A 23,457-nucleotide genomic window follows, 5' to 3' on the forward strand; every position below is an offset into this window, starting at 1 on the left:
CATCAGCGCGGCCCGGTGAAGTCGATGGCGGAGTAGGCCTGCAACTTGGACAACCGGTGCTCGCTCTCGACCTTGCGGATGGTGCCGGACTTGCTGCGCATGACGATGCTCGACGTGGAGATCGTGTCGCCGCGGTAGCGGACGCCGTCGACGAGCTCACCGTCGGTGATGCCTGTGACGACGAAGTACACGTTGTCGCTGGCCACGAGCGTGGCGGTGTCCAGGACGGCGTCGAGGTCGTGACCGGCGTCGATCGCCTTCTGCTTCTCGACGTCGTCGCGCGGCCACAGCCGGCCCTGGATGGCGCCGCCGAGGCAGTGCATGGCGCAGGCCGTGATGATGCCCTCCGGTGTGCCGCCGACACCGAGGAGCAGGTCGACGCCCGTGCCCTCGCGGGCGGCCATGACGGCACCGGCGACGTCGCCGTCGGAGATGAACTTGATGCGGGCGCCCGCGTCGCGGACCTCCTGGGCCAGCTGCGCGTGCCGCGGCCGGTCGAGGATGCAGACCGTCACGTCCTCAACCCAGCGCTTCTTCGCGCGGGCCAGCCGGCGGATGTTCTCGCGCACGGGCAGCCGGATGTCGACGACGTCCGCGGCCTCGGGCCCGACGGCGAGCTTGTCCATGTAGAACACGGCGCTCGGGTCGTACATCGTGCCGCGCTCGGCGACGGCGAGGACGGCGACCGCGTTGGGCATGCCGCGGGCCGTGAGCGTGGTCCCGTCGATCGGGTCGACGGCGACGTCGCAGTCGGCGCCGCTGCCGTCACCGACCCGCTCGCCGTTGTAGAGCATCGGGGCGTTGTCCTTCTCACCCTCGCCGATGACGACCGTGCCGTTCATCGAGACGGTGCCGATGAGCGTGCGCATGGCGTTGACGGCCGCACCGTCGGCCTTGTTCTTGTCGCCCCGCCCCACCCAGCGGCCACCGGCCATGGCGGCGGCCTCGGTGACCCGGACCAGTTCCATGGCGAGGTTGCGGTCGGGGGCCTCGTCGGCGACGGCGAGGGCGGGCGGCAGTGAGGTGTGGGACGTGTTCTGGGCCATGGCGTGGGACCTCCTGGGCGACGTGGAGCTACGGGTCGGCGCTGCGGGATCCGGTGCCCCCGGGCGGGCGGCCGGCGACGCTCGGAAGCGTCGGGCGACTCTATCCGTCACCATGGGGGCGTGAGCACGACCGGTCAGCCCTCCGAGAGTCCGTCCGTCGCGCCGGGGGAGGACCCGCGCGGGGTGCCGCGGCAGCGCCACTCCGGCGGCAACGTGCGCTCCATGGTCATCTCGATGGCGCTCATCCTCGCGATGGTGCTCGTCGTCGTCTGGCTCATCCCGCGCCCCAACGCGATCGAGCAGCCCGCCGTCGACGTCGCCAACGCCGCCGAGGGCGCCGCCTCGCAGCTGCCCTTCGCCCCCCTCGTCCCCGACGGCCCGCAGGGCTGGACCCCGACGTCGGCGAACGTCAACCGCTCCACCGACGGCGTCGTGACGTGGCACATCGGCTACCGCACCGACGACGGGAAGTACCTGGCCCTGGAGACCGCGCGCGACACCACGCGCACCTGGCTGCGGGCCCAGACCCAGAGCGGCGACGCGCAGGGTGAGCAGACCATCGACGGCCAGTCGTGGCAGCGGTACCTGCAGCCGGACCGCGAGCGCTACAGCCTCGTGCGCACCCAGGACGGGCAGACGCTGCTCGTGACGGGGGAGGGCGGTTACGGCGTGCTCACCGAGCTCGTGCAGGCCGCCGAGGCCGGTTGGACCAAGGCCGGGACGCCCTGGGGCGTGCGCTCGTAGGACCGTCACCGGGTGGCGGCGCCTCGGCCCCCCCCGGGACGCCGTGGAGGCGGTGCACGCGGACCGTCGTCGTCGAGGCCGCGTCCTGACCTCCGCGGTCGTCGAGGACGGAGCCGACGGTGACTGCGACGCGGACCGTCTCCGCGGAGAGGTCCCCACTGCTCCCGAGGTGATCGACCTCGAGGTGGTTCCTGGAGGCCAACAGCCGTTGCCCTGACGCGACGACGTCGTGGTCATCTCGCGGACAGAGCGGGCTTCGAGTCGTCCGTTCGTCTGCAGCGTGGTTCCGGCCCCCGGCACCGTCCTCGTGTCGACGGCCGCGGCGGCACCGTCCGCTGGAGTGGCACGTTCCAACCCACTCGTCTGCTCCTGACGGATTGCAACGCACCACTTCCCGGGGCGGCGCGGTCCGCGTGGTGACCTCGCGGTCGAGCGCCAGCCCCAGCACGACAGGGGATGCACCGCCTGCTGACGCCAGCATGCGTGGAGCGGTCACGACCTGCTGTCGTCGTCCTGGTGTGACGTCGACGTCTGGGCAGGAGGGGCCACGGAAGACACTGGGGTGGCTTCGACACGGAGGGTGATGCGGACCCAGGCCTTGCCGGGGAGGACCTCGACCACCTGCGTGGGCTCTCCCAGCAGGTGGAGGTCCTGCTGCTGCGCCTGCCGGCGCAAGAGGGCGTGAGAGGCACGCACCACGCCGAGGCGGTCGTTCTGCCACCGGGCGCGAGCAACCGTGCTGGCCACTACGAGGTGTCGTTCGTCGCTCATGAGCTGCTCTCGGTCAGAGCGTCGGTGATCACTGACCACTCGTGCGCGCAAGGAGCAGCGCCACGTCTGACGACCGTTCCGCAGAAGCGACACGCTCATCATCCACCGCCGGTACCTGAACCGCCCGTCCGTGTGCTCGTCGTCGAGCAGACGCAAGACCACGACCTCCGCCTGCGCCGTCGAGGGCATCGAGGACGAGCTGGGCCGGGAGCCGGGCATGGTGCACCCCTGACGTGAACCGCGGTCGTCGAGCAGCCCCTGTCCGGGTCTGGCAACCTGTCGCTCTAGACATGACGAGCGGGTCTGATCAGCCCTGGAGAGGATGCGCGCGTGGAGTCCGCGGACCCGTCCACCCAGCGGCTGAGCGAGTCCCCCCTCGGCCACTTGCCCACCCAGCTGCCGCCGGAGGTTCCCTTCGCGGACGAGCCCGACGAGGTCTTCGACCGCTACGCCCGCCTGGTCCGCGCCGCGCTGGGCGTGCCCGTGGGTCTGGTCAGCCTGGTCAGCACCGACGGGCAGGCCTTGCCCGGAGCCGAGGGACTGCCGGCCTTCTGGCAGCGGGTGCGCTGCACCGGCCTGTCGCACTCCTTCTGCCAGTACGTGGTCGCCCACGACGCTCCTCTGGTGGTGCGGGACGCGCGTGAAGATCCCGTCCTGGCCGACAACCTCGCCATCGACGACCTCGGCGTCATCGCCTACGCCGGCTTCCCCCTGCACGACCCTGACGGCAACCCCGTCGGGTCGTTGTGCGCCATCGACACCCAGCCCCGGGACTGGACCCGCCACGAGCTGGACATCCTGGCCGACCTGGCCGCCACCGCCTCCCGGGAGCTGACGCTGCGCCGGGCGACCCTGCAGGTCGGCACGTCCCGGCACGCCGAGCAGGCAGCGACCGAGCAGGTCACCCAGATCATCGAGTCCATGGCCATGGGCTACCTCCTGATGGACCACGACTGGCGCATCGACTACGTCAACACCCAAGGACGACGGATCCTGGGTGCCGCCGGTCAGGATGTCGCCGGTCAGGTGCTGTGGGAGCTGTTCCCCGCCACCACCGGCACCCTCTACGAGACCAACTGCCGCCGAGCGGTGCAGACCGGTCGGGTGGTGTCCTTCGACGCCTACCACCCCGCTCCGCTGAACACCTGGTTCGAGGTCCGCGCCACCCCCACGCCCGGTCCGGCGGGTACGGGTATGGCGCTCTACTTCCTCGACGTCAGTGCCCGCCACGACGCCGAGGCCGCCGCCCGGCGCTCCGAGGAGCGGCTGTCCGCGCTCGGGCAGGTCGCCCTCGCCCTGGCTCAGGGCGAGGACATCGACGACCTGGTCACCACCATGGCCGAGCGGGGCCTGACCGCCTTGGGCGCCGACGGGGGCTCGGTGGCCGTTCCCGACCCCGAGGACGCCGACCAGCTGTTGTCCTACATCACCGCCAACGTCGGTGAGGGCACCCGCGCGGACTTCGGTCGCCTGCCCCTCACGGCCCCGGCGCCGGTGACCCTCGCCGCCCGCACCGGTGAGCGGGTGCTGCTGCGCGACGCAGCGGAGTGCGCGGCGATGTCGCCGCTGGTGCTGGCCTCCAACGCCGCGACCGGCTGCCAGGCGTGGGCCTCCATCCCCCTGCGCGCCGACGACGAGGTCATCGGGGTGCTGACCGCCGGCTGGGCGCAGGCGCAGACCTTCCCCCCGGAGCAGCTGGAACTGCTGGACACCTTCGCCGCCCAGTGCGCGCAGGCCCTGCAGCGGTTGCGTTCCCGCGACGCCGAACGGGCCTCCTCGCAGGTCGCCCGTGTCTCGGCCGAGCGTCAACAGGCCCTGGTCGTCATCGCCCACGCCCTGGCCAGTGCCCAGGACCAGGACGCGGTGCTGGCCGTCTTGGGAGAGCAGGGCCGCGACCTGTTGGAGGCCAACGGCTGCGGGCTGTGCCTCCTCGAGGACGACAGCACCCACGTCGTCACTCTCACCACCGACAGCTACGCCGAGGTCCGCACCACCGTCCAACGGGTGCCGGCCGACTTCCCCCTGCCCGCCATCCGCAGCGCGGCGACCGGGGTCAGCTACTTCCTGTCCGACCGGCGCCAGACCGAAGCGGCCTTCCCCGGCTCGGAGCGGATCTACACCGGTGCCGGGGTGCAGGCCTCCGCGGCCGTACCGCTGGTGGTGCGTGGGTACCTGCTGGGGTGCTTGTCCGTGGGCTTCGCCACCGAACGCACCTGGACCGAGCCGGAGCAGGCCCTGCTGGAGGCCTTCGCGGCCCTGACCGCTCAGGCCCTGGAGCGCATCACCGCTCACGAGGCCGAGGTGGCCGCGAGCACCGAGGTCGCCCGCTTCTCCGAGACCCTGCAGCGGTCCCTGCTGACCAGCCCACCCGAACCCGACCACCTGCACATCGCGGTGCGCTACTCGCCCGCCGGGCAGGAAGCCCAGGTCGGCGGGGACTGGTACGACGCGTTCATCACCGCCGACGGTGCCACCAGTCTGGTCATCGGCGACGTCACCGGCCACGACCGCGTCGCGGCCGCAGCGATGGGGCAACTGCGCAACCTGCTGCGCGGTATCACCTACGCCGCCAGCGACCCACCCGCAGCGATCCTCACGACCCTCGACCACGCCGCCCACGACCTGGACGTGGACACCACCGCCACCCTCGTCCTGGCCCGCATCGAGCAGACCCCCGAGCAGCGGCGCACCGGGGAGCGGCTGCTGCGGTGGTCCAACGCCGGCCACCCGCCCCCGCTGCTGGTCCACCCCGACGGCACCGTGGCCTTCCTGGAGACCCCGGCGGACCTGATGCTCGGCGTGGCGCCCGAGACCGCCCGTCACGACCACCAGGTGGTCCTCGAACCTGGCTCCACGCTGCTGCTCTACACCGACGGGCTCATCGAACGACGCGGTTCCACGCTCCCGGAAGGGATGGACTGGCTCGCGGGGGCGGTCACCGGGCTGGCTGACGTCAGCGTCGACGAGCTCTGCGACGAGCTGCTGGCCCGGGTCGGGAACCAGGTCGAAGACGACGTCGCCCTGCTCGCCGTCCGGGCCTACCCCGAAGATCGACCACGCCCGGTGGAAGCCGGACCTGGGTACGACCCGCGCGAAGCCCCGACCGTGGACCTCGCCGCCCCCGGAACCACGTCCCGGCCGGCCACCGCGGGTTCCACCTCGGGCGATCCCGTGGACCCCGTCCTCACCGACGCCGAGGAGACTCAGCCGGACTCAGGGGACTCGGGTGAGCACCACCGCCGGGCCGTGCTGCTGCTGGATCCCGAACCGGCCGCCGTCGGGCGGGCGCGGAACTTCGTGCACGACCACTGCTGTCGGCTGACGGAGTGCGGAGACCTGTGCGACACCCTGACGCTGCTCGTCAGCGAGGTGGTGACCAACGCGATCCTGCACGGGCGCAGTCAGGCCCGACTGCTGGTCGAGGCCACCTCGCGGACGGTGCGGGTCGAGGTCAGCGACGACAACTCGCGCCACCCGGTGCTGACCGCCAGCGATCCCGATGCCCTGGACGGGCGCGGTCTGGCCATGATCGACATGCTGGCCACCGCGTGGGGCGTCCGCGACGAGCAGGTCGGCAAGACGGTGTGGATGGAGCTGCACGCCGACGGATGACCGCCTCACACCGCTGCACCTGACGACGCACGTCGCCACGGCACGACTCCACGGTCGTCCCGCGTGGTGCGCGAGAGCCCCACAGCACCACCGCGGCAGTCCGACGGCCGGGCGGGCCCCGACCTCGAGGGGCGGGAGCGGCTCACTCCTCGTCGGCGTCGCTCCCGCGGGCCGCGTCGAGGCGCTCGCGGGCGCCGTCGAGCCACTGCTGGCAGCGGTCGGCGAGGGCCTCGCCGCGTTCCCACAGCGTCAGGGCCTCCTCCAGGCCGGTGCCGCCGGTCTCGAGGCGGCGCACGACGTCGACGAGTTCGTCGCGGGCCTGCTCGTAGCTCAGCTGGTCCGCGGGCGTGGTGGTCGCGGTCGTCTCCTCGGGCACCCCGGGAGGTTACCCAGCGCCACCGGTGGACCCGTCACCCCGCGGTCGCCGCGACCTCGCCGTCGGCCAGCCGCAGGCGCAGCGCGGTGCCGGCGGGGGCGTCGGCGGGCTCGCGCACGAGGCTGCCGTCCGCACGCTGCACCACGGCGTAGCCCCGCAGCAGCGTCGAGCGGGGCGACAGGGCCCGCACGCTCGTCCGCAGGTGCTCGACGTCGACCGCGGCCCGGTCCAGCCGGGCGCCGAGGGCGCGGCGGCCGCGCTCGCGCAGCCCGTCGACCTCGGCGGCGCGGGTGTCGAGCAGGACGTGCGGCGCGGCCAGGACGGGCCGGCTGCGCAGGGCGGCCAACGCGTGCTCCTCCCGCTCGACGCGCCCCGTGACCGCGCGCCGCGCCCGCGAGCGCAACTGCCGGACCCCGGCGAGCTCCTCGACGACGTCGGGCACGACGAGGCGCGCCGCGTCGGTGGGGGTCGAGGCGCGCACGTCGGCGACGAGGTCGACGAGCGGGGAGTCGACCTCGTGGCCGATGGCCGAGACGACGGGTGTGCGCGCGGCGGCGACGGCCCGCACGAGGGCCTCGTTGCTGAACGGCAGCAGGTCCTCCACGCTGCCGCCGCCGCGGGCCAGCACCACGACGTCGACGGCGGGGTCCGCGTCCAGCTCGGCGAGCGCGGCCACGACCTCCGTCACGGCGTTCGGTCCCTGCACGGCGACCTCGCGCACCTCGAAGCGGACCGCGGGCCAGCGCAGCCGCGCGTTCTCCACGACGTCGCGCTCGGCGGCCGAGGCGCGGCCGCAGACGAGGCCGACCGTGCGGGGCAGGAACGGCAGCGCCTTCTTGCGGTCGGCGTCGAACAGACCCTCGCTGCGCAGCACCCGCTTGAGGTGCTCCAGGCGCGCCAGCAGCTCCCCGACCCCGACGGGCCGCACGTCGTCGGCGGCCAGGCTCAGGGAGCCGCGCTTGGCGAAGAACTCGGGCCGGGCGTGGACCACGACGCGGGTGCCGTGCGCCAGACCGTCCGGGAGGGCATCGCGCAGGCGGGCCAGCACGCGACGGGCGATCGTCACGGGCAGCGACATGTCGGTGTCGGCGTCGCGCAGGGTCACGAAGACGACGGAGGAGCCGGGGCGGTCGGAGACCTGGACGACCTGGCCCTCGACCCACGTCCACGGCATCTTCGCGATGTACGCGTCCATCTTCGCGGCGAGCAACCGGACGGGCCACGGGTTCTCGGCCGTCGTCTCCCCGGCGGTCGTGGGACGGCGCGGCGGCGGATCGGTGGGCACGGTCGGCATCCTCTCCCGCGCCGGGCGCCGCGGGTGAGCCGACCTACCATGGGGCCGTGAGCCAGACCGCGCAGACCACACCCGTCCTCGACGCGACCGACGGGGACGACTGCAACGACACCTCGCTGCTCGGCGCCCCGGCCGAGCGGGCGGCGTGGGACGGCGGCAAGCGCGTCCTGCTCGCTGCCCCGCGCGGCTACTGCGCTGGCGTGGACCGCGCCGTCATCGCCGTCGAGAAGGCCCTCGACCTCTACGGCGCCCCGGTCTACGTGCGCAAGGAGATCGTCCACAACAAGCACGTCGTGCAGACCCTGCAGCAGCGGGGCGCCGTCTTCGTCGACGAGACCGACGCCGTCCCCGAGGGCGCCCACCTCGTCTTCTCCGCCCACGGGGTGAGCCCCGCGGTGCGCGAGGCCGCCGCGGCCCGCTCGCTGCAGACCATCGACGCGACCTGCCCCCTGGTGACCAAGGTCCACAAGGAGGCCGTCCGCTTCGCCTCCCAGGACGCCCGGATCCTCCTCATCGGCCACACCGGCCACGAGGAGGTCGAGGGCACCGCGGGGGAGGCCCCCGAGCACATCACCGTCGTCGACAGCCCCGAGGTCGCCGACACCATCGAGGTCGAGGACAACGGCAACCTCGTCTGGCTCTCGCAGACGACGCTGAGCGTCGACGAGACGATGGAGACGGTGCGCCGGTTGCGCGTCCGGTTCCCGCACCTGCAGGACCCGCCGAGCGACGACATCTGCTACGCCACCTCCAACCGCCAGGTCGCGGTGAAGAAGATCGCCCCCGAGGCCGAACTCGTCATCGTCGTGGGCAGCGCGAACTCCTCGAACTCCGTACGGCTGGCCGAGGTGGCCCTGGACGCCGGAGCCCTTGCGGCGCACCGGGTCGACAACGCCGGCGAGGTCGACTACGCCTGGTTCGAGGGCGTCACGACGGTCGGGCTGACGTCGGGCGCCTCGGTGCCCGAGGTCCTCGTCGAGGAGGTCCTCGCGCTGCTGGCCGACCGCGGCTACGGCGCGGTCGAGGAGGTCACCACGGCCATGGAGGACCTGCAGTTCGCCCTGCCGACCGACCTGCGCCGCGACCTCAAGGCGGCCGGGACCGCCGCCACGACCGCGGGCGGTCGCCGCTCGCTGCCCGTCACCCCCGTCTGAGCGGACTCGGGCCGGATCAGTCGCGCCGGGCCCGCAGCGGGACCACCTGGTCGTCCTGCAGGTCGTCCTGCAGGTCGTCCTGCAGGTCCTCCAGCAGCTCCGGGGCGGTCAGCGGCCGCACGGCGTCCTCGAGCGGGACGAGCGTGGGCAGCGCCTCGTCGGCCAGGTCGAGCTCGCGGATCCGGCGGGCCGAGACGAGGACGCGCCGTTCCAGCGTCCCCACGAAGCGGTTGTAGTCCTCCACGGCCCGGTGCAGCGTCCGGCCCAACGACGTGGTGTGCCCGCCGAGGGTGCCGAGCCGCTCGTAGAGCTCGCGGCCGACGTCGAACAGCTCGCGGGCGTGCCCGGCGACGGCGTCCTGCTGCCACGTCAGCGCCACCGTCCGCAGCAGGGCCAGCAGCGTCGTCGGCGTCGCCAGCACCACCCGGCGCGACATGGCGTGCTCCAGCAGCGTCGGGTCCGCCTCGCACGCCGCCGCCAGGAACGCCTCCCCGGGCACGAAGCAGACGACCACGTCGGGGGAGTCCTCGACCGCGCTCGGGTACTCCTTGGCCGCGAGCGCGTCGACGTGGCCGCGGACGGCGCGGGCGTGGGCGAGCAGCTCGCGGCGGCGCTCGCCGTCCTCGGCGGCCTCGCCCGCGCGCAGGAACGCGGCCAGCGGCGCCTTCGCGTCGACGACGACGTGCTTGCCGCCGGGGAGGTTGACGACGAGGTCGGGGCGCACGGTCCGGCCGCCGCGGGTGGTGAGCGTCGTCTGCTCCTCGAAGTCGACGCGGTCGAGCATCCCGGCGTGCTCCACGACGCGGCGCAGCTGCACCTCGCCCCAGGACCCGCGCGAGCTGGAGGCGCGCAACGCCCCGGCCAGGGACGCCGTCTGGTCGCGCAGGGCGTCGGTGCCCGCGGCGACCGAGCGCAGCTGCTCGGACAGGCGCGCGTACTGCTGGACCCGGTCGCGCTCCAGCGCCGCGACCTGCGCCTCGACCCGCTGCAGCGTCGCCGCGACGGGGGTGACCGTCGCCGTCAGCTCGTGGCCGGCGCTGACGCGGTCCTCCAGCTCCTCGACGCGGTCGCGCAGCAGGTCCCGCTCGGTGCGCAGCGCGGCCTCCACGGGCGCGGCCCGGCCCCGCAGGACCCACCGCAGCAGCAGCGCACCCGCGACGAGCCCCACGAGGAGACCGACGAGCAGACCGAGCACCAGCGAGACCGCGTCCATGCCGGGGACTGTGCCAGTCCCCTCCGACACCGCCTCGCACCCCGCCCCCTCGGGCACGGGGGTGCCGGGCCCGGGCGGGTAGGCTCCCGTTCCCGTGGCTCTCACCATCGGCATCGTCGGACTGCCCAACGTCGGCAAGTCCACGCTCTTCAACGCACTGACCGAGAACGACGCGCTCGCGGCGAACTACCCGTTCGCCACGATCGAGCCGAACGTCGGCGTCGTGGCCCTGCCCGACCCGCGGCTCGACCGGCTCGCGACGGTCTTCGGCAGCGAGAAGACGGTCCCGGCCACCGTGTCGTTCGTCGACATCGCCGGGATCGTCAAGGGGGCCAGCGAGGGCGAGGGCCTGGGCAACAAGTTCCTCGCCAACATCCGCGAGGCGGACGCGATCTGCCAGGTCACGCGCGCCTTCGCCGACCCGGACGTCGTGCACGTCGCCGGCGCGGTCGACCCGGCCGACGACATCGAGACGGTGCACACCGAGCTCGTCCTGGCCGACCTGCAGACCCTCGAGCGGGCCGTCCCGCGCCTGGAGAAGGAGGTCAAGGGCAAGAAGGCCGACCCGGCCGTGCTCAAGGCCGCCGTCGCCGCGCAGGCCGTCCTGGACTCGGGCCGTCCCCTGTCGGCCGCCACGGCCGCCGACGACGTCGACGTGCCGCTGCTCAAGGAGCTCGGCCTGCTGACGACCAAACCCTTCCTCTACGTCTTCAACGTGGACGAGACCGTCCTGGGCGACGAGGCCCGCAAGGAGGAGCTGCGCGCGCTCGTCGCCCCGGCCGAGGCCGTCTTCCTCGACGCCAAGCTGGAGTCGGAGCTCGCGGAGCTGTCGGCCGAGGAGGCCGCCGAGCTGCTGGAGTCGGTCGGCCAGACCGAGTCGGGCCTGGACCAGCTCGCCCGGGTCGGCTTCGACACGCTGGGGCTGCAGACGTACCTGACGGCGGGTCCGAAGGAGTCGCGCGCCTGGACGATCCACCGCGGCTGGACGGCGCCGCAGGCCGCCGGGGTCATCCACACCGACTTCCAGCGCGGCTTCATCAAGGCCGAGGTCGTCTCCTTCGAGGACCTGCTGGCCGCCGGGTCGATGGCCGAGGCGAAGGCCGCGGGCAAGGTCCGCATCGAGGGCAAGGAGTACGTCATGGCCGACGGGGACGTCGTGGAGTTCCGCTTCAACGTCTGACCAGACGTCTGAACCGCCCCGGAACGGTCCGTTCCTGTCCGTCGTGAAACACGACGGAAACACTCAGGACCCGTGCTGGAAACGATTCTGTCTCGATTCTCCCACGAAGGCCGGAACGGCTGGGTCGAAGGCGGGGAGTGCGCCATGCTCGGGGGGCGGTGAGGTCGACGGGGATCTCACCGCTCAGACGTCTCCTGGCCGGTCGACCGCGCGGACGAGGTCCCGCGGTGGCCAGACCGACACCACATCGTTACCTCGGGGTCCGTTCCCGGGGGTCACGCCCCTGACCTGCGACAACGTGTCATCCTGAGGGCACGGTCGGTGATGGCTGGGGGTGTGCAGTGCCCCCGCGGGGGAGGAGACTGGGGGTGCCCCACGCTTTCGGCGTCCCCCGCCGTTCACGGACGTCCGGAAATGCGTTGACCGGGTGTTAACGTGCTGCCCGACCTGTAGAGGTGGACATCCTGCTCGTCAGGAGTCGCCGTAGATGGGCAACCTGCCCACCCAGTTCCGCTTGCGAGGAGGAGTTCCACCTTGAGCAGCTTCGAGAAGGACGAGCGCCGGGCCGTCGAGCGCATCGGTGTCGTCACCGGCGGCGTGCAGTCCCCGTTCAGCCGCCGCAACGGCCTCAAGGGCGCCCTGGGCATCGCCGCCCTGACGACCCTCGCGGCCTGCGGTGGCGGCAACGACGACGGCAGCGGCTCGGGTGACAACGCCTCCGGCGCGACGGGTGGCGCGGTCGTCGTCAACGGCACGGAGCCGCAGAACCCGCTCGTCCCGACCAACACCAACGAGGTCGGTGGCGGTCGCCTGCTCGACTCGCTGTGGGCCGGGCTCGTCTACTACAAGGCCGACGGGACCCCCGAGAACGACGTCGCCGAGTCGATCGAGTCGAGCGACGCGCAGAACTACACCATCAAGATCAAGTCGGGCCAGAAGTTCTCCGACGGCACCGCGGTGACCGCCAAGTCCTTCGTCGACGCGTGGAACTACGGCGCCCTGGGCACCAACGCGCAGCTCTCGAGCTACTTCTTCGAGCCCGTCGAGGGCTACAAGGAGGTCCAGAGCGAGCCGCCGACCGCCCAGACCCTGTCCGGCCTGGCGGTCGTCGACGACACCACCTTCACCGTCAAGCTGGTGCAGCCGGAGTCCGACTTCCCGCTGCGCCTGGGCTACTCGGCCTTCTACCCCCTCCCGGAGTCCGCCTACGCCGACATCAAGGCGTACGGCGAGAACCCGGTCGGGAACGGGCCGTACAAGCTCAAGGAGAAGGGCGCCTGGCAGCACAACGTCCGGATCGACTTCGTCCCGAACGACACGTACACCGGGCCCCGCAAGGCGGCGAACGACTCGCTCGCCTTCGTCTTCTACGAGACCTACGACGCGGCCTACTCGGCGCTGCAGGGCGGGGACCTCGACGTCCTCGACAACATCCCCAGCTCCGCGCTGCTCACGTACACCGACGACCTCGGCAAGCGCGCCGTCAACCAGCCGGCCGCCGTCTTCCAGTCCTTCTGCATCCCCGAGGGCCTCGAGGGCTTCGGTGGCGACGAGGGCAAGCTCCGCCGCCAGGCGTTCAGCTACGCGTTCGACCGCGCGCAGGTCTGCAAGGCCGTCTTCAACGACACCCGCACCCCGGCCAAGGACTTCACGTCCCCGGTCATCGCGGGCTACTCCGAGACGGTCGCGGGCAACGAGGTGCTGTCCTACGACGCGGCCAAGGCCAAGCAGCTGTGGGAGCAGGCCAACGCCATCAAGCCGTGGAACGGCAGCACGTTCACCATCGCCTACAACAGCGACGGCGACCACCAGGCGTGGGTCGACGCGGTGACCGCGAGCATCCGCCAGGTGCTGGGCATCCAGGCCGAGGGCAAGCCGTACCCGACCTTCGCGCAGATCCGCACCGAGATCACCAACCGGACGATCAAGGGCGCCTTCCGCACCGGCTGGCAGGCCGACTACCCGGGTCTCTACAACTTCCTGGCACCGCTCTACGCCACGGGCGCCGGCTCGAACGACGGGGACTACTCGAACCCGCAGTTCGACGCGCTCCTCGACAAGGCGGCCGGCACGACCGACCAGGACGCGGCCAACAAGATCCTCCAGCAGGCGCAGACGATCCTGTTCGCCGACCTGCCCGTGATCCCGCTGTGGTACTCCAACGCCAGCGGCGGCTACGGCGAGAAGGCCCAGAACGTGGAGTTCGGCTGGAACAGCGTTCCGCTCTACTACCAGGTCACCAAGTCCTGACGTGAGGTCCGGGGGTGGGTCGTGCCGAGCGCGACCCACCCCCGTTCGCGCGCCGGGACGGCGTCGCGACACTGTGTTCGATCGTGAAGCGCTCGACCGTGAAGGCGGGGGCGGCCACGGAAGGTCGTCCCCCCGAGGAGGCTCGTGATGGGTTGGTACATCGGGCGCCGTCTGTTGCAGATGGTTCCCGTCTTCTTCGGAGCGACGCTCCTCATCTACGCCCTGGTGTTCCTGCTCCCCGGGGACCCGATCCTGGCGCTGTTCGGGGACAAGCCGGTGAGCGAGACCGCGCGGGCGACGCTGACCGCGCAGTACAACCTCGACAAGCCGTTCATCGTGCAGTACCTGCTCTTCCTCAAGGGCATCTTCACCCTCGACTTCGGGCAGTCCTTCTCCGGACAGCCCGTCATCGACCAGATCACCCGGGCCTTCCCGGTGACGATCAAGCTCGCGGTCGTGGCGTTCGTCATCGAGGCCGTCTTCGGCATCGCGTTCGGCTTCATCGCCGGGCTGCGCCGTGGCGGGATCTTCGACTCGACGGTCCTCTTCCTCTCGCTCATCGTCATCGGCATCCCGGTGTTCGTCCTCGGTTTCGTGGGCCAGTACTTCGTCGGCGTCAAGTGGGGCATCGTGCGCTCCACCGTCGGCGGTGACCCCTCGCTCGTCGACCTGCTGCTGCCGGGGACCGTGCTCGGGGCGCTGTCCTTCGCCTACGTGCTGCGGTTGACGCGCAACTCCGTCGCCGAGGGCCTGTCGGCCGACCACGTGCGCACGGCGACGGCCAAGGGGCTGTCGCGGCCGCGGGTCATGACGGTGCACGTGCTGCGCAACTCGCTCATCCCCGTGGTGACCTTCCTGGGCACCGACCTGGGAGCGCTCATGGGGGGTGCCGTCGTCACCGAGGGCATCTTCAACGTGCCGGGGGTCGGGAACCTGCTCTACCAGTCCGTCATCCGGCAGGAGGGTCCGACGGTCGTGTCGGTCGTGACGATCCTGGTGCTCATCTACCTCGTCGCGAACCTCGTCGTCGACCTCCTGTACGCCGTCCTGGACCCGAGGATCCGCTATGTCTGAGCCCACCACCGGACGTCACGCCCAGCCCGGCGGCGCCGTCGTGCGACCCGGCCAGGAGCGCTTCGTCGCGCCGCTGGAGGAGACCCCGCTCGCGGCCGTCGACGCCGTCGACGAGTCCGCGCCCACGGGGGGCCTGTTCTCCGACGCCTGGAAGCAGCTGCGCAAGCGGCCCATCTTCATCGTCGCGAGCTTCATCATCCTGGTGCTCGTCGTCGTCTCGCTGTTCCCGTCGTGGTTCACGTCGACGAACCCGCGCTTCGTGGACCTGTCGGTGGCCCTGCAGGGTCCGTCCGCGGCTCACCCCCTCGGCGTCACGCGGGGCGGCACCGACGTCTACGCCCGGCTGATCTACGGGGCCCGCGCGTCGGTGAGCGTGGGGATCCTCACGACGATCATGGTCGTCGTGTTCGGCGGGGTCGTCGGAGCGCTGGCCGGCTTCTACGGCGGCTGGCTCGACGCGATCCTGTCCCGCATCGCCGACATCTTCTTCGCCCTGCCGCTCATCCTCGGCGCGATCGTGCTGCTGCAGACCATCAAGAGCCGCAACGTCGTGACGGTCGCCCTCACCCTGGCCCTCTTCGGCTGGCCGCAGGTCGCGCGCATCATGCGCGGGGCCGTGCTGCAGGTGCGGTCCAACGAGTACGTCACGGCCGCGAAGTCGCTGGGCCTGTCGCGGATGGCGACCCTCGTCCGGCACGTCGTCCCGAACGCCCTCGGGCCCGTCATCGTCGTCGCGACGATCTCGCTCGGGACGTTCATCGCCGCCGAGGCGACGCTGTCCTTCCTGAGCCTGGGCCTGCCGCCGAACATCGTCTCGTGGGGTGGGGACATCTCCAACGCCCGCGCCACCCTGCGCACCGACCCGATGATCCTGCTCTGGCCGTCGATCGGGCTCTCGATCACGGTCCTGTCCTTCCTCATGCTCGGTGACGCCCTGCGCGACGCCCTCGACCCGAAGGGCCGGACCCGATGAGCCCGCAGAACGCCCCGTCCGCTCCGGTCGACCGGTCCAAGCCGCTCCTGGAGGTCCGCGACCTCGAGGTCGACTTCACCTCCGGCGGTCGGGCCGTCCACGCCGTGCGCAAGGCGAACTTCACCGTGTACCCGGGCCAGACGGTCGCCATCGTCGGGGAGTCCGGGTCGGGCAAGTCGACGTCGGCGATGGCCGTCATCGGCCTGCTGCCGGGGTCCGGCAAGGTCGTCGGCGGTCAGATCCTCTTCGACGGCAAGGACATCGCGCACGCCTCCCACCGGGAGTACGTGTCGCTGCGCGGCACGCACATCGGCATGGTCCCGCAGGACCCGATGTCGAACCTGAACCCCGTGTGGAACATCGGGTTCCAGGTCAAGGAGGCCATCGAGGCCAACGGCATCGCCAAGGGGGCCGCGGCCAAGAAGCGGGCGATCGAGGTCCTCGGCGAGGCCGGCCTCGGCGACGCCGCGCGCCGCTACCGGCAGTACCCGCACGAGTTCTCCGGCGGCATGCGCCAGCGCGCGCTCATCGGCATCGGCCTGGCCTCGCGGCCGCGGCTGCTCATCGCCGACGAGCCGACGTCCGCCCTCGACGTGACCGTGCAGCGGGGGATCCTCGACCACCTCGACTCCCTGACGGCCGACCTCGGCACGGCGGTGCTGCTCATCACGCACGACCTCGGCCTGGCCGCCGAACGCGCCGAGCACCTCGTCGTCATGTACAAGGGCCAGGTCGTGGAGTCGGGCCCGGCGCTGGAGATCCTGCAGGACCCCCGGCACCCGTACACGCAGCGGCTCGTCGCGGCGGCCCCCTCGCTCGCCTCGCGGCGCATGCAGTCCAGCCACCGCGCCGCGATCGTCGAGCAGGCCGAGGTCCGCGCCGAGCAGGTCCACGAGCAGGTCGCGGCCGCGACGCCCGTGGCGGTGCCGGACGCGCCGACGTCCGACGTCATCGAGGTGCAGGGGCTGACGAAGGAGTTCGTCATCCGCGGGGCCGGCGTGCGCGGGGAGAAGCTGCGCGCGGTCGACGACGTCAACTTCGCCGTCCGCCGCGGCACGACCCTGGCCGTGGTGGGGGAGTCCGGTTCGGGCAAGTCCACCGTGGCGCAGATGGTCCTCAACCTGCTGCCCGCCACGTCCGGCAAGGTGCTCTTCGACGGCGTCGACATCACGACGCTGGACCGCAAGCAGCAGTTCGCCTTCCGGCGCCGCGTCCAGCCCATCTTCCAGAACCCGTACGGGTCGCTGGACCCGAGCTGGAGCATCTATTCCTCCGTCGAGGAGCCGTTGCGCGTCCACGGCGTCGGCGACGCCAAGAGCCGGGAGGCGCGCGTGCGCGACCTCCTGGACAAGGTGTCGTTGCCGCAGAGCTCGCTGCGCCGGTACCCCAACGAACTGTCCGGCGGCCAGCGCCAGCGCGTGGCGATCGCCCGCGCCCTGGCGCTGCAGCCCGAGGTGGTCGTCTGCGACGAGGCCGTCTCGGCGCTCGACGTGCTCGTCCAGGGTCAGATCCTGCGGCTGCTCAACGACCTGCAGGCCGAGCTGGGCCTGACGTACCTCTTCATCACGCACGACCTCGCCGTCGTGCGGGAGATCGCCGACGACGTCGTCGTCATGCAGAAGGGGCGGCTCGTCGAGCACGCCAGCGTCGACCAGGTGTTCACCTCGCCGCAGCAGGAGTACACGAAGGCCCTGCTCGAGGCGATCCCCGGCGGCTCGCTGCAGCTGGGGGCCTGACCGCCCGCGCACCCCACCCGGACGGCTCCTGGGAATCCCCCCAGGAGTCGTCCGAGGGGCTGTGCTGCAGCGCCTTCGAGGTCTACGGTGGTCCGATGCACTACATCGCTGTGGTCGTGCTGGCCATCGTCGTCGGCTGCGCCGTCGTGTACTGGCGGACGAGTCCGCGCCACCGGGTGGCGGCCGTCGCCCGCGGTGACCACGGGGACCGTGCGCGGCGCGCCCGTGAGGCGGCCCGACACCACGAGGTGTGACGCTCCTCACCCACGGTGAGCAGCGTCGCGGTGAACGTTCCCGTCGCCGGCGTCGTTGGAGACGATGAGGCCACGAGGTGCCACTCGAGGCCCCACGACGGGAAGGACCAGCACGTTGAGCCAGACGCCGTCCCCGGCGCCCGAGCCCTCCAAGGACCGCGCCGACCGCGCGGCCCGCGTGGCCGCCATGAAGAAGGCCGAGAAGGCGCACGCCCGCCGGCGGCGGATCCTGCTCGTCGCGATCCCGACCGTGGCCGTCCTCGCGGTGGTCGGCGGGGTGACGACGGTGTTCCTCAACCGGCCCCAGCCGCCCTCGCTCGACGCCGTGAAGGTGTACCAGTACGGCGCCGGCGAGCACGTCCAGACGCCCGTGCAGTACAAGGAGAACCCGCCCGTCGGTGGGCAGCACAACCCCGTCTGGCTGAACTGCGGCGTCTACGACAAGCCCGTCGCCAACGAGAACGCCGTCCACAGCATGGAGCACGGCGCCGTCTGGATCACGTACCGGCCGGACCTGCCGACCGCCCAGGTGGACCGCCTGAAGTCGGACGTGTCCGGTGAGTCCTACACCGTCCTGTCCCCGTACGACGGTCTGCCCGCACCCGTGGTGCTCTCGGCGTGGAACCACCAGCTGCCCGTGCAGTCCGCCGACGACCCGCGCATCGAGGCGTTCCTCGCCAAGTACGTCCAGGGTGCCCAGACCCCCGAGCCGGGTGCGCTGTGCTCCAACGGGGTCGGGACGCCGACCGGCTGATGCGTGGGCTCACGGCCCGGCAGGTCCTGCTCGCGGTGGGGGGCCTCGTGGCGGTCCTCGTGCTCGGCGTCCTCGCCGGGCGGGCGCTGCCCACCGCCCCAGGCGCGAACTCCGTCGACGTCGGGTTCTCCCGGGACATGGCCACCCACCACGGGCAGGCCGTCTCGATGTCCTACACGGCCATCCAGCGCGCACCGACCCCCGAGGTGCGCCAGCTCGCCGTCGACATCGCCTCCACCCAGGGCAACCAGGCCGGCCGGATGCAGCAGCTGCTCCTGTCCTGGGACCAGCCGCTGTCGTCCGCGGGGCGTCCCGTCATGGGCTGGATGGCCGGCACCGACCTGCACGCCCGGCACGAGGTCGAGCAGGCGCAGGGGCGGATCATGCCCGGGATGGCGACGGCCGCCGAGATGGCACGGCTGAACTCCGAGACCGGGGAGGCGTTCGAGGTGGACTTCCTGCAGCTCATGCTGCGCCACCACCGCGGGGGCATCGAGATGGCCCAGTTCGGTGCCGCGCACGCCACCACGCCCGAGGTGCGGGACCTGGCGCGGGCCATCGTCGCGAGCCAGGAGGCCGAGTCGCAGCTGTTGACGTCGTACCTCGGTGCGCGGGGCGCGGCCCCGCTGCCGGCCTCGTGAGTCTCCTCGCGGGGGGCCGGCGGTGAGGCTCGTGGTCGGCGCGGCCGTCGTCGACGACCTCGGCGCGCCCACCCGGCTGCTCGCGGCGCGACGCAGCGCACCGCCGGAGCTGGCCGGGAAGTGGGAGCTGCCCGGCGGCAAGGTCGAGGTGGGGGAGACCCCGCAGGAGGCCCTGCACCGCGAGCTCTCCGAGGAGCTCGGCGTCACCGTGCGGTTGGGGGCGGAGGTCGTGCACCCCGACGGCGCGTGGCCGCTGACGGCGGCGCTGCAGATGCGCGTGTGGTGGGCGGTCCTGCTCACCGGGACGCCGGAACCGCTGCAGGACCACGACGAGCTGGGCTGGCTGCAGCGGGGGAGCTGGGCGTCCGTCGACTGGCTGCCGGGGGACGTGCCGCTCGTCGCCGCGATGGAGCAGCTCGCGCGGCTGGAACGCTGACCGGCTCCGGGGCGCCCGCCCCCTCCCCGGTGACGACGACCGTCACCGGGGAGCCGACGTTCCAGCGGGGCTGCGTCAGCGCGAGGCGTCGGCGCCGGGAGCGGGCGGCGTGGCCTCGACGTGCGTGGGGACGGGGCTGTCCCACTCGCGGTCGGCGGCCGTCACGCGCGGGTCGCGACGGTCGCCGCTGCGGCGCTTGGGCGAGGTGATCTTCGGGTCGCGGGCCAGGTCCTTGACGAGGGCGACGGCCATGAACGCCATGATCACCAGGAACGGCGCGGCCGCGATGATCGTGACGTCCTGCAGCGCCTCCAGGCCGCCGGCGAAGAACAGCACGATCGCCACGAGGCCCATGAGCGCACCCCACAGGGCGACGAGCCACTTCTGCGGTTCGTCGACGCCGTAGGAGCTGAGCGAGCCCATGACGATGCTCGACGCGTCGGCGCCGGAGACGAAGAAGATCGCCACGAGGACGACGACGAGCACGGACGTGAACCCGGCCCACGGGAACTGGCCCAGGAACGTGAACATCTGCGACTCCTGGTCGGAGATGCCCGCGATGTCGATGCCGCCGGTGCCGTCCACGAACTTGCGCTGCAGGTCGATGGCCGCGCCGCCGAGCACGGAGAACCACACGAGGCTCACGGCGGTGGGGACGAGCATGACGCCCACGATGAACTCGCGGATGGTGCGGCCCTTGGAGATCTTGGCCAGGAAGGCCCCGACGAAGGGCGTCCACGACACCCACCACGCCCAGTAGAAGAGCGTCCAGGCGCTGAGCCAGTCGGTCCCGCCGAAGGCGCCGGTCCGGGTGGCCATGGTCGGCAGGGCGCTGAGGTAGTTGCCCGCCGAGGCCGGGACGAGGTTGAGCATGAAGACGGTCGGGCCGACCACGAAGAGGAAGAACAGCAGGGCGAGCGCCAGCACCATGTTGGTGTTGGACAGCCACTTGATGCCGCGTTCGATGCCGCTGATGGCCGAGACGATGAAGCAGACCGTCAGGACGGCGATGATGAGGGCCTTGACGGACGTGGAGTTGGGCACGCCGAAGACCTCGGTGAGGCCCCCGTTCATCTGCGCGGCACCCAGGCCGAGGCTGACGGCCGAGCCGAAGAGGGTCGCGAAGATCGCGAAGACGTCGATCACGCGGGCCGCGCTGCGACCGCGGCGGCCGCGCAGCAGCGGGGCGAAGGCCGCGGAGAAGCCGCCGGCGCGCTCCTTGCGGTAGCTGGAGTACGCCAGTGCCAGGCCGACGACGGCGTAGATCGCCCAGGGGTGCAGACCCCAGTGGAAGAGCGAGTAGTTCATGGCCTCGGTCGCGGCGGCCTGGGACCCGGGGGTCTGGTCGTTCTGCGGGACGGTCATGAGGTGCGTCACCGGCTCGGTGACGCCGTAGAACATGAGGCCGATGCCCATCCCGGCGGAGAACATCATCGCGATCCAGGACGCCCGCGAGTGCTCCGGGCGGTCCTCGTCGCGGCCGAGGCGGATGCGCCCGAAGCGGCTGAAGGCGAGCACGAGGGCCAGGACCACGAAGCCCGTCGCGCCGAGGACGAAGGCCCAGCCGAAGTCGCCGACGACGACCTCGAGGGCGGCGTCCGCGCCGGACTTCAGCTGGGTCGGCCAGACCGTGCCGACGAGCAGGAACAGGACGACGACGCTCGCGGCGACCGCGAACGTCCGCTTGTCGACGGGCGGACGTCCGGCAGACCCCGCGAGCGGGGCGGATGAGGGGGTGGACGACGTGTCGGATCGGTGCTCAGGCGGTGCGGACATGGGGGCGAGGGTGGCACGGAATGGCTCGTCCGGGCCAGCCGGGGATGGTCACAACGGACCATCCGGACGGTGTTCCTGCAGGTCAGAGGGTCGTTCGGACGTGAAGGACCGTGTGGCCGTCCGGGGTGCCGCGCCGCGCGGATAGACTGTGGTGTCAACCCTCCCGACCCGGCCGCGCTCTCGACGGCGCAGCGGGGTGGAGCCCGTCGGGGAGCCGACGCCCAGACCACGAGAATCGGATCGAGAACCTGATGCCCCTGAGCACCCGCGAGGACCTGCGCAACGTCGCGATCGTCGCCCACGTCGACCACGGCAAGACGACCCTCGTCGACGCGATGCTCTGGCAGTCCGGCGCCTTCCGCGTGGGCTCCGACGTCGCCGACCGCGTCATGGACTCCGGTGACCTCGAGCGCGAGAAGGGCATCACCATCCTCGCGAAGAACACCTCGGTCCGGTACACCGGCCCCGGTGCTCCCGAGGGCGGCATGACCATCAACATCATCGACACCCCCGGCCACGCCGACTTCGGCGGTGAGGTCGAGCGCGGTCTGTCCATGGTCGACGGCGTCGTCCTCCTCGTCGACGCCTCCGAGGGCCCGCTGCCGCAGACCCGCTTCGTGCTCCGCAAGGCGCTCGCGGCCGGCATGCCCGTCGTCATCCTCGTCAACAAGGTCGACCGCCCCGACGCGCGCATCGCCGCCGTCGTGGAGGAGACGTACGACCTGCTGCTCGACCTGGCCGCCGACGTCGAGGGCATCGACGCCGACAAGCTGCTCGAGGTCCCCGTCGTCTACGCCTCGGCGAAGAACGGCCGCGCCTCCCTCAACCAGCCCGAGGACGGCGGCCTGCCGGACGCCGAGGACCTCGTCCCGCTCTTCCAGACGATCCTCGACACCATCCCGGCGCCGACGTACGACCCCGAGACGCCGCTGCAGGCGCACGTCACCAACCTCGACGCCTCGCCGTTCCTCGGTCGTCTCGCGCTGCTGCGCGTCTTCTCCGGTGAGCTCGTCAAGGGCCAGACCGTCGCCTGGTGCAAGCACGACGGCACCACCGAGCGCGTCCGCATCACCGAGCTCCTCGTCACCGAGGCCGTCTCGCGCGTCCCCGGCGAGAAGGCCGGCCCGGGCGACATCGTCGCCGTCGCCGGCATCGAGGGCATCACCATCGGCGAGACCCTCGCCGACCCCGAGGACCCGCGGCCGCTGCCGCTCATCTCCGTCGACGAGCCCGCCATCTCGATGGTCATCGGCACCAACACCTCCCCGCTCGCCGGGCGGGTCAAGGGCTCGAAGGTCACCGCTCGCCTGGTCAAGGACCGCCTGGAGTCCGAGCTCGTCGGCAACGTCTCCATCCGCGTCCTGCCCACCGCGCGTCCCGACGCGTGGGAGGTCCAGGGCCGCGGTGAGCTCGCCCTGGCGATCCTCGTCGAGCAGATGCGCCGCGAGGGCTACGAGCTGACCGTCGGCAAGCCGCAGGTCGTCACGAAGCGCGACGAGAACGGCAAGCTGCTCGAGCCCTTCGAGAACCTCACGATCGACTCCCCCGAGGAGTACCTCGGCGCGATCACCCAGCTCCTCGCCGCCCGCAAGGGCCGCATGGAGACGATGACGAACCACGGCACCGGCTGGGTCCGCATGGAGTTCTACGTGCCCTCGCGCGGGCTCATCGGCTTCCGCACCGAGTTCCTCACCGACACCCGCGGCACCGGCATCGCGCACGCCCTGTTCGCCAAGTACGACCACTGGGCCGGCGAGATCCGCACCCGTCAGTCCGGTTCGCTCGTCGCCGACCGCGCGGGGGCCGCCACCGCGTTCGCGATGACGAACCTGCAGGAGCGCGGCCAGATGTTCATCGAGCCCACCTCCGAGGTGTACGAGGGCATGATCGTCGGGGAGAACTCCCGCGCCGACGACATGGACGTCAACATCACCAAGGAGAAGAAGCTCACCAACATGCGCTCGTCGACGTCCGACGAGTTCGAGCGCCTCATCCCCCCGCGCCACCTCTCCCTCGAGCAGTGCCTGGAGTTCTGCCGCGAGGACGAGTGCGTCGAGGTGACGCCGGAGGCCGTGCGGATCCGCAAGGTCGAGCTCGACCAGACGCAGCGCGCTCGCGCCACGTCCAAGGCCAAGAAGGGCTGAGGCCCACCGCCTCCGCAGCGCTGCGCCCG

General features: G+C 71.9%; 18 protein-coding genes. 13 read left to right on the forward strand and 5 right to left on the reverse strand.

Translation table 11 applies throughout. The features are described from left to right. Positions 1-2: 2 nt before the first annotated feature. Positions 3-1,046 carry a class II fructose-bisphosphatase gene (glpX, locus tag AB0637_RS13165; RefSeq protein WP_366172803.1) on the reverse strand — a complete coding sequence of 348 codons (1,044 nt, stop codon included), beginning with the start codon at positions 1,044-1,046 and terminating at the stop codon, positions 3-5. Positions 1,047-1,166: 120 nt separating this feature from the next. Here glpX and AB0637_RS13170 point away from each other — a divergent pair, with 120 nt between their 5' ends. Then, the gene (locus AB0637_RS13170) at positions 1,167-1,790 is read left to right on the forward strand and encodes a DUF4245 domain-containing protein (RefSeq protein WP_366172804.1); all 624 of its coding nucleotides are present in this window, start codon (positions 1,167-1,169) and stop codon (positions 1,788-1,790) included. 1,101 nt (positions 1,791-2,891) lie between these two features. After that, positions 2,892-6,173, forward strand: a complete 3,282-nt coding sequence (locus AB0637_RS13175) for a SpoIIE family protein phosphatase (RefSeq protein ID WP_366172805.1) — start codon at positions 2,892-2,894, stop codon at positions 6,171-6,173. Between the two features lie 142 nt (positions 6,174-6,315). Here the strand turns inward: AB0637_RS13175 and AB0637_RS13180 are convergent, their stop codons facing one another. Next, positions 6,316-6,549 (reverse strand): exodeoxyribonuclease VII small subunit, encoded by a 234-nt coding sequence (locus AB0637_RS13180; RefSeq protein ID WP_366172806.1) that lies wholly within the window; start codon positions 6,547-6,549, stop codon positions 6,316-6,318. A gap of 34 nt (positions 6,550-6,583) precedes the next feature. Then, positions 6,584-7,834, reverse strand: a complete 1,251-nt coding sequence (gene xseA, locus AB0637_RS13185) for an exodeoxyribonuclease VII large subunit (protein WP_366172807.1) — start codon at positions 7,832-7,834, stop codon at positions 6,584-6,586. A 125-nt stretch (positions 7,835-7,959) separates the two neighbouring features. Between xseA and AB0637_RS13190 the strand changes: the two genes are divergently transcribed. After that, the gene (locus AB0637_RS13190) at positions 7,960-8,997 is read left to right on the forward strand and encodes a 4-hydroxy-3-methylbut-2-enyl diphosphate reductase (RefSeq protein WP_366172864.1); all 1,038 of its coding nucleotides are present in this window, start codon (positions 7,960-7,962) and stop codon (positions 8,995-8,997) included. 16 nt (positions 8,998-9,013) lie between these two features. Here the strand turns inward: AB0637_RS13190 and AB0637_RS13195 are convergent, their stop codons facing one another. Continuing rightward, positions 9,014-10,210 carry a DNA recombination protein RmuC gene (locus AB0637_RS13195; RefSeq protein ID WP_366172808.1) on the reverse strand — a complete coding sequence of 399 codons (1,197 nt, stop codon included), beginning with the start codon at positions 10,208-10,210 and terminating at the stop codon, positions 9,014-9,016. 94 nt (positions 10,211-10,304) lie between these two features. Between AB0637_RS13195 and ychF the strand changes: the two genes are divergently transcribed. From ychF to AB0637_RS13240, 9 genes are all read left to right on the forward strand, one after another. Further along, complete coding sequence (gene ychF / locus AB0637_RS13200; RefSeq protein ID WP_366172809.1) at positions 10,305-11,390, forward strand: redox-regulated ATPase YchF; 1,086 nt, start codon at positions 10,305-10,307, stop codon at positions 11,388-11,390. Positions 11,391-12,044: 654 nt separating this feature from the next. Then, entirely contained in the window at positions 12,045-13,640 is a 1,596-nt protein-coding gene (locus tag AB0637_RS13205; protein WP_366172866.1) for an ABC transporter substrate-binding protein, read from the forward strand. A gap of 147 nt (positions 13,641-13,787) precedes the next feature. After that, entirely contained in the window at positions 13,788-14,714 is a 927-nt protein-coding gene (locus tag AB0637_RS13210) for an ABC transporter permease (protein WP_366172810.1), read from the forward strand. After that, entirely contained in the window at positions 14,707-15,687 is a 981-nt protein-coding gene (locus AB0637_RS13215; protein WP_366172811.1) for an ABC transporter permease, read from the forward strand. The genes AB0637_RS13210 and AB0637_RS13215 overlap by 8 nt, the downstream gene beginning before the upstream one ends. After that, positions 15,684-17,423, forward strand: coding sequence for an ABC transporter ATP-binding protein (locus AB0637_RS13220; protein WP_366172812.1), 1,740 nt, complete (start codon positions 15,684-15,686; stop codon positions 17,421-17,423). The genes AB0637_RS13215 and AB0637_RS13220 overlap by 4 nt, the downstream gene beginning before the upstream one ends. Positions 17,424-17,518: 95 nt before the next feature. Next, positions 17,519-17,677, forward strand: coding sequence for a hypothetical protein (locus tag AB0637_RS13225; protein ID WP_366172813.1), 159 nt, complete (start codon positions 17,519-17,521; stop codon positions 17,675-17,677). Between the two features lie 115 nt (positions 17,678-17,792). Then, positions 17,793-18,431, forward strand: coding sequence for a DUF3105 domain-containing protein (locus AB0637_RS13230; protein ID WP_366172814.1), 639 nt, complete (start codon positions 17,793-17,795; stop codon positions 18,429-18,431). Next, positions 18,431-19,072, forward strand: a complete 642-nt coding sequence (locus AB0637_RS13235) for a DUF305 domain-containing protein (RefSeq protein ID WP_366172815.1) — start codon at positions 18,431-18,433, stop codon at positions 19,070-19,072. The genes AB0637_RS13230 and AB0637_RS13235 overlap by 1 nt, the downstream gene beginning before the upstream one ends. Positions 19,073-19,094: 22 nt before the next feature. Next, a complete protein-coding gene (locus tag AB0637_RS13240; protein WP_366172816.1) occupies positions 19,095-19,508 on the forward strand; it encodes a (deoxy)nucleoside triphosphate pyrophosphohydrolase in 414 nt (137 codons plus the stop codon). Between the two features lie 75 nt (positions 19,509-19,583). Here the strand turns inward: AB0637_RS13240 and AB0637_RS13245 are convergent, their stop codons facing one another. Continuing rightward, entirely contained in the window at positions 19,584-21,284 is a 1,701-nt protein-coding gene (locus tag AB0637_RS13245; protein WP_366172817.1) for a BCCT family transporter, read from the reverse strand. Between the two features lie 251 nt (positions 21,285-21,535). Between AB0637_RS13245 and typA the strand changes: the two genes are divergently transcribed. Then, positions 21,536-23,428 carry a translational GTPase TypA gene (typA, locus tag AB0637_RS13250; RefSeq protein ID WP_366172818.1) on the forward strand — a complete coding sequence of 631 codons (1,893 nt, stop codon included), beginning with the start codon at positions 21,536-21,538 and terminating at the stop codon, positions 23,426-23,428. Positions 23,429-23,457 lie beyond the last annotated feature (29 nt).

It is taken from the genome of Kineococcus sp. NPDC059986 (assembly GCF_040702905.1).
Taxonomy (GTDB): Bacteria; Actinomycetota; Actinomycetes; order Actinomycetales; family Kineococcaceae; genus Kineococcus.

Excerpts from the sequence above, each read along its gene's own strand:
- glpX (WP_366172803.1), bottom strand. The coding sequence starts at position 1,046 with ATGGCCCAGAACACGTCCCACACCTCACTGCCGCCCGCCCTCGCCGTC.
- AB0637_RS13195 (WP_366172808.1), bottom strand. The coding sequence starts at position 10,210 with ATGGACGCGGTCTCGCTGGTGCTCGGTCTGCTCGTCGGTCTCCTCGTG.
- AB0637_RS13210 (WP_366172810.1), top strand. The coding sequence starts at position 13,788 with ATGGGTTGGTACATCGGGCGCCGTCTGTTGCAGATGGTTCCCGTCTTC.
- AB0637_RS13215 (WP_366172811.1), top strand. The coding sequence starts at position 14,707 with ATGTCTGAGCCCACCACCGGACGTCACGCCCAGCCCGGCGGCGCCGTC.
- AB0637_RS13220 (WP_366172812.1), top strand. The coding sequence starts at position 15,684 with ATGAGCCCGCAGAACGCCCCGTCCGCTCCGGTCGACCGGTCCAAGCCG.
- AB0637_RS13225 (WP_366172813.1), top strand. The coding sequence starts at position 17,519 with ATGCACTACATCGCTGTGGTCGTGCTGGCCATCGTCGTCGGCTGCGCC.
- AB0637_RS13235 (WP_366172815.1), top strand. The coding sequence starts at position 18,431 with ATGCGTGGGCTCACGGCCCGGCAGGTCCTGCTCGCGGTGGGGGGCCTC.
- AB0637_RS13245 (WP_366172817.1), bottom strand. The coding sequence starts at position 21,284 with ATGTCCGCACCGCCTGAGCACCGATCCGACACGTCGTCCACCCCCTCA.
- typA (WP_366172818.1), top strand. The coding sequence starts at position 21,536 with ATGCCCCTGAGCACCCGCGAGGACCTGCGCAACGTCGCGATCGTCGCC.